9 protein-coding genes are annotated in these 4,494 nt (G+C 68.3%); 8 read left to right on the top strand and 1 reads right to left on the bottom strand.

The window, feature by feature from the left end; genetic code table 11:
- The 8 genes from G3N99_RS35140 to G3N99_RS35175 form a co-directional block, all read left to right on the top strand.
- A partial coding sequence (locus G3N99_RS35140) for a helix-turn-helix domain-containing protein (protein ID WP_206124665.1) occupies window positions 1–168 on the top strand: 168 nt, incomplete at its 5' end.
- 88 nt (window positions 169–256) lie between these two features.
- Complete coding sequence (locus G3N99_RS35145) at window positions 257–559, top strand: 2Fe-2S iron-sulfur cluster-binding protein (protein WP_089426933.1); 303 nt, start codon at window positions 257–259, stop codon at window positions 557–559.
- A 58-nt stretch (window positions 560–617) separates the two neighbouring features.
- A complete protein-coding gene (locus tag G3N99_RS35150; protein ID WP_174945451.1) occupies window positions 618–1,112 on the top strand; it encodes an SRPBCC family protein in 495 nt (164 codons plus the stop codon).
- Between the two features lie 92 nt (window positions 1,113–1,204).
- Complete coding sequence (locus G3N99_RS35155; protein ID WP_206124660.1) at window positions 1,205–1,582, top strand: DUF2946 domain-containing protein; 378 nt, start codon at window positions 1,205–1,207, stop codon at window positions 1,580–1,582.
- 302 nt (window positions 1,583–1,884) lie between these two features.
- Window positions 1,885–2,250 (top strand): copper homeostasis periplasmic binding protein CopC, encoded by a 366-nt coding sequence (copC, locus tag G3N99_RS35160; protein ID WP_206124661.1) that lies wholly within the window; start codon window positions 1,885–1,887, stop codon window positions 2,248–2,250.
- Window positions 2,251–2,339: 89 nt separating this feature from the next.
- Window positions 2,340–2,786 (top strand): copper chaperone PCu(A)C, encoded by a 447-nt coding sequence (locus tag G3N99_RS35165; RefSeq protein ID WP_206124662.1) that lies wholly within the window; start codon window positions 2,340–2,342, stop codon window positions 2,784–2,786.
- A 31-nt stretch (window positions 2,787–2,817) separates the two neighbouring features.
- The gene (locus G3N99_RS35170; protein ID WP_206124663.1) at window positions 2,818–2,991 is read left to right on the top strand and encodes a hypothetical protein; all 174 of its coding nucleotides are present in this window, start codon (window positions 2,818–2,820) and stop codon (window positions 2,989–2,991) included.
- Between the two features lie 98 nt (window positions 2,992–3,089).
- Complete coding sequence (locus G3N99_RS35175) at window positions 3,090–3,719, top strand: LysE family translocator (protein WP_174945442.1); 630 nt, start codon at window positions 3,090–3,092, stop codon at window positions 3,717–3,719.
- Window positions 3,720–3,734: 15 nt separating this feature from the next.
- On the opposite strand, the gene G3N99_RS35180 is transcribed toward G3N99_RS35175, so the two are convergent.
- A partial coding sequence (locus G3N99_RS35180) for a protein kinase (RefSeq protein ID WP_206124664.1) occupies window positions 3,735–4,494 on the bottom strand: 760 nt, incomplete at its 5' end.

Genomic DNA, 4,494 nt, shown 5'->3' on the forward strand with positions numbered 1-4,494 from the left:
GCCGCGCCGGTCGCATCGGCCGGCACGCGCGAAGGAACGACGCTGCAAAGCCATCAGGCCGCGGTGATCGATGCCGTGCTCGCGCGGCATGGCGGCAACGTGTCGGCGGCCGCGCGCGAACTCGGCCTCGCCCGCAATACCGTTTACCGGCACCTGCGCCGGCATTGACGCCAGCGGGCGGGCGGCGCCGACCGCCCGCACGTTCGGGTATGCTTGGCGCGTTGTCGCCGAACCGCCGCCCGCCTCTGCCTCCGCCATGACCGATCCGGAACACCTCCCCCTCGTGCGCATCGAGCCGCTCGGCGCGACCTTCGATGCGCCCGATTCGCTCACGCTGCTCGAAGCCGCCGCGTTCGCGCACGTATCGCTGCCGCGTTCGTGCCGCAACGGCACGTGCCGAAGCTGCCTTTGCCGGATCGTCAGCGGCAGCGTACGCTACACGATCGAATGGCCGGGGCTGAGCCGCGAGGAAAAGGCCGACGGCTATACGCTGCCGTGCGTGGCCGTCGCGACGTCGGACCTCGTGCTCGACGTGCCCGACGCGGTCATGCTCGACTAGACGCGGTGCGCGCTTGCGCGTGCCGTCCAGCAAAGGTTGATCCTGTGTGGAGAACGTCATGACCCAGCAAACCGATCGCATCGAAAAACAGGCCCAGCTCAACGCGTCGCCCGACCGCGTGTGGGAAGCCGTCAGCAATTCCGGCGAATTCGGCCAGTGGTTCGGCGTCTCGTTCGACGGGCCGTTCGCGGCCGGCCAGCCGCTGTTCGGCCGCATCACGCCGACACGCGTCGACGACGACGTCGCCAAGGCGCAAGAGCCCTATGCGGGCACTGTGTTCGAAATCGTCGTCGATCGCGTCGAGCCGAAGCAACTGTTCTCGTTTCGCTGGCACCCGTTCGCGATCGATCCGAATTTCGATTACTCGGCCGAGCCGATGACGCTCGTCACGTTCGCGCTCGCCGCACAGGCCGGCGGCACGCTGCTCACGGTCACCGAAACGGGCTTCGATCAGTTGATCGAAGCGCGCCGCGCGAAGGCGCGCGAGATGAACGATCAGGGCTGGGCCGCGCAGATGACGCTGATCACGAAATACCTGGCGAAGCACGCGTAGCGCGCCGCAACGCCGCAGGTCCGTGCCGACCTGCGCATCGACGTGCGTGGCATAATCCGCTCCATCGTCGTCCAACCATCGCCGCGCATCGCATGCTGAGTCGTCGCCTCAGGAAGATCGGCAGTCTGATCGGGATGCTCGCCATCCTGATGACGGCGCTCGCGCCGACGATCTCGCAGGCACTGACGACGCAGCAGCGCGTCGATACGCTGCTGGCCGGCTACTGCACGGCTGCGCCGGCCACCGGCGAGCGCACCGCCGATTCGTCGCAGAAGAACCTGCAGGCCCACCTCCAGGCATGCGGCTATTGCAGCCTGCTTGCCCATACACCCGCACTGCCCGCGCCCGAACTGACGTTCGCGGCCAACGTGCACGTCATTCAGCACCGCGAAGCGACCCGCTTCGAAAGCCTGCGCCGCGCGCTGCCGCTCACGGCCGCGCAGCCGCGCGCCCCGCCGATCGCATCCTGATTCGTCGTCAACGCCCGTGATGCCATCGTGCATCGCGTGGTCCGCGTACGCCGCCGGCGTGCGCGCCGTGTCACGTTTCGAAGGACGATCATGTGTCACCGGTTTGCGCGCGGCGTCGTGCCGTGCGTGCGGCTGGCTGCTTCCGGTTCGCACAGTCGCGCCGACATTCGCTCACGGGCGAGCGTCCGGTCGCGCACGTTCGCGCCGGCATCGGCCGCCATCGGTGCTGCGGTGAGGCTGCGCGTGCATCCGTCCGTCGAATCCGTGTTGCACCAACCGATTCGCCACTCGCACACTCAATCATGAAAACCACCCCTTTCATTCGCGGCGCATTCACCGCACTCGGCTTCGTCGCCATTCAGGCCGCCCACGCCCACGCACTCCCGAAGACGCAGGAACCGGCCGCCGACGCCACGCTGTCGACCGCGCCGCACGCGGTCACGATCGGTTTCAGCGAAGCGCTCGAGCCCGCTTTCAGCTCGATCGCCGTGACCGACAGCCACGGGCAGTCGGTCGTCGACGGGAAATCGTCCGTCGATGCCGGCAACCGGAAGCGCATGCAGGTCGCGCTGACCAGCCTGGCGGCCGGCACGTACACCGTCGCATGGATCGCGGTGGCCAGCGACGGCCATCGCACGCAAGGCCACTACGCGTTCACGCTGAAATGATGTGCGCGACGCGCATCGGCATTTCGCGCCGGTCGCGTCGGTCGCGTCACCCCCTTACCTTCTGCAACCATCCATAAGGAGAACCAACCATGAAACGCTCGATTCCAACCGGCCTGCTGTTCGCCCTGCTGGCGCTGCAAGCGCCCGCCACGTTCGCCGCACCGGCCGTGCAGGCAGAAAACTGCTGGATCCGTGCGATGCCGGCGACCGTGCCGTCGTCCGGCTACTTCACGCTGAAGAACGACGGCGACGCGCCCGTCACGCTGACGGGCCTCGACTCGCCCGCATACGGGATGGCGATGCTGCATGAAACGCAGACGAACGGCAGCACCGCGAAGATGGTTCACGTCGACGCGGTCGACGTGCCCGCGCACGGCACGGTGACCTTCAAGCCGAAGAGCTATCACGTGATGCTGGAGCAACCGCGCCAGGCCGTCGCGCCCGGCGCGAAGGTGCCGTTCCGGCTGCATTTCGCGGACGGCTCGACGGTGTCCGTGACCTGCGACGCGAAGGCGCCGACCTACGCCGGCCAGTAACGCCACCCGCCCCCGATCGAAGGAGACGCACATGAAACATCGCCTGCCGCTGGCCGACCTGATCGTCCGCTACCGGACGCCGCTGAACGTCGCCGTGATGATCGTCTGCGGGTTATGGGCCGGATGGATCGCGTGGATGACGAGGCCCGCCGCGATCGACTCGCCGCCGTCGATTCCCGCGTACTGCATGCGCGACGCAAGCTGACGCGCCCGACAGTGCGGTTCCGGCGCCAGCGTGCGCCAATTATTGGCGTGGCATCATCGCTTCATCCCGTCCGCCGGAACCGCCTCTCGGAGCGCCGCATGTCCATTCAAACCTGGATGCTGTTTGCCGCAGCCTATCTCGCCACGACGCTGTCGCCGGGGCCCAACGTGCTGCTCGTCATCCGCAACACGGTGCGCTATGGCACGCGCGGCACGGCCGCGACGATCGCGGGCAACCTCGTCGCGCAGGGTGTGGTCGTGGTGCTCGTCGCGCTCGGCGTCGGCGCGGTGCTGGCCGCGATGCCGCCGCTGTTCGTCGCGATGAAGGTGGTCGGCGCCGCGTACCTGATCTTCCTCGGTGTCCGGCAATTGCGCGGCGATCGCAAGGCCGCCGCTTCGACCGGGGCGGCGGAGATCGTCGTGCCCGACCGCAGGAAACTGTTCCGCGAAGCGCTGTTCGTATCGGGCAGCAATCCGAAGACGATGATCTTCCTGTCGGCGTTCATGCCGCAGTTCATCGTGCACGACCGCCCGCTCGCGCTGCAGTTCGTCGTGATGTACGCGACGATCGCGTGCACCGTCGTGGTCGTTCACAGCGTCTATTCGGCCGGCGTGCGCCGGTTCCATCGCGGCTTCGGCATGAGCCGCGCGGTGCGTGCGCTCAAGCGCGCCAGCGGGCTTCTGTTCGTCGGACTCGGAATCAAGCTGCTGACTGCGCGGCAGGCGTAAGCAGACGCGCGCCCGTCAGTGCGTATGCGCGGCCAGCTCGGCCGCGATCTCGCCGAACGACGGCCGCGCGTCGACGTCTTCGTTCAGGCACGCCACCGCGAGCGCATCGAGCGCGCGCCTGCCGGCCCACGTGTGGGGTTCGCATCGCTCGAGCAACTCGCCAAGTAGATAGCCGAACGCCCTCACTTCGAGCCGTTCGAATGCCGTGGCACGCGTGCGATCGTTCGCATCGTAGAGCGACGCCGCCCCGAAATCCCCGAGCAGCGCACTGCCTTCGCCATCGTGCAGGATGTTGTGCGCGTACAGGTCGCCATGCATGATGCCGCGGGCGTGCAGATGGCCCGCGACCGACGCGATGCCATGCGCGATCCGCCCCGCCTCTGCCGGCGCGAATCGCGCGTCGGCCGCATACACGTCGCGCGTACAGGTCGCGAAGCTCGGCGGCCCGGCGAGGTTCGTGAGCGCGGGATCGACCAGTTCCATCACGAGGCCGTGCGTGCCGTCGGGATGCCCGCTCACCTTGCCGATCACCGGGATCATGCTCGGATGGCGGCCGGCGTGCAGGCACGCGGCCATTTCGCAATCGGGCAGGCCGTCGCTCGTCACCGCGCCCTTGAACAGCTTGACCGCGACCGCCCGTGGCGCGTGCCCATCCGCGCGCCACTGCGCACGGTAGATGACACCCGACGCGCCCTCGCCCAGCTTCTGCTCGCACGCCAGCGACGCCCAGTCGACGTCCGCGACCTCGGGCCCGGCAGACGCCGCGGCTTCCGGC

The sequence above is a fragment of the Burkholderia sp. Ac-20392 genome (assembly GCF_017104585.1).
In the GTDB taxonomy this organism is placed as follows: Bacteria; Pseudomonadota; Gammaproteobacteria; order Burkholderiales; family Burkholderiaceae; genus Burkholderia; species Burkholderia lata.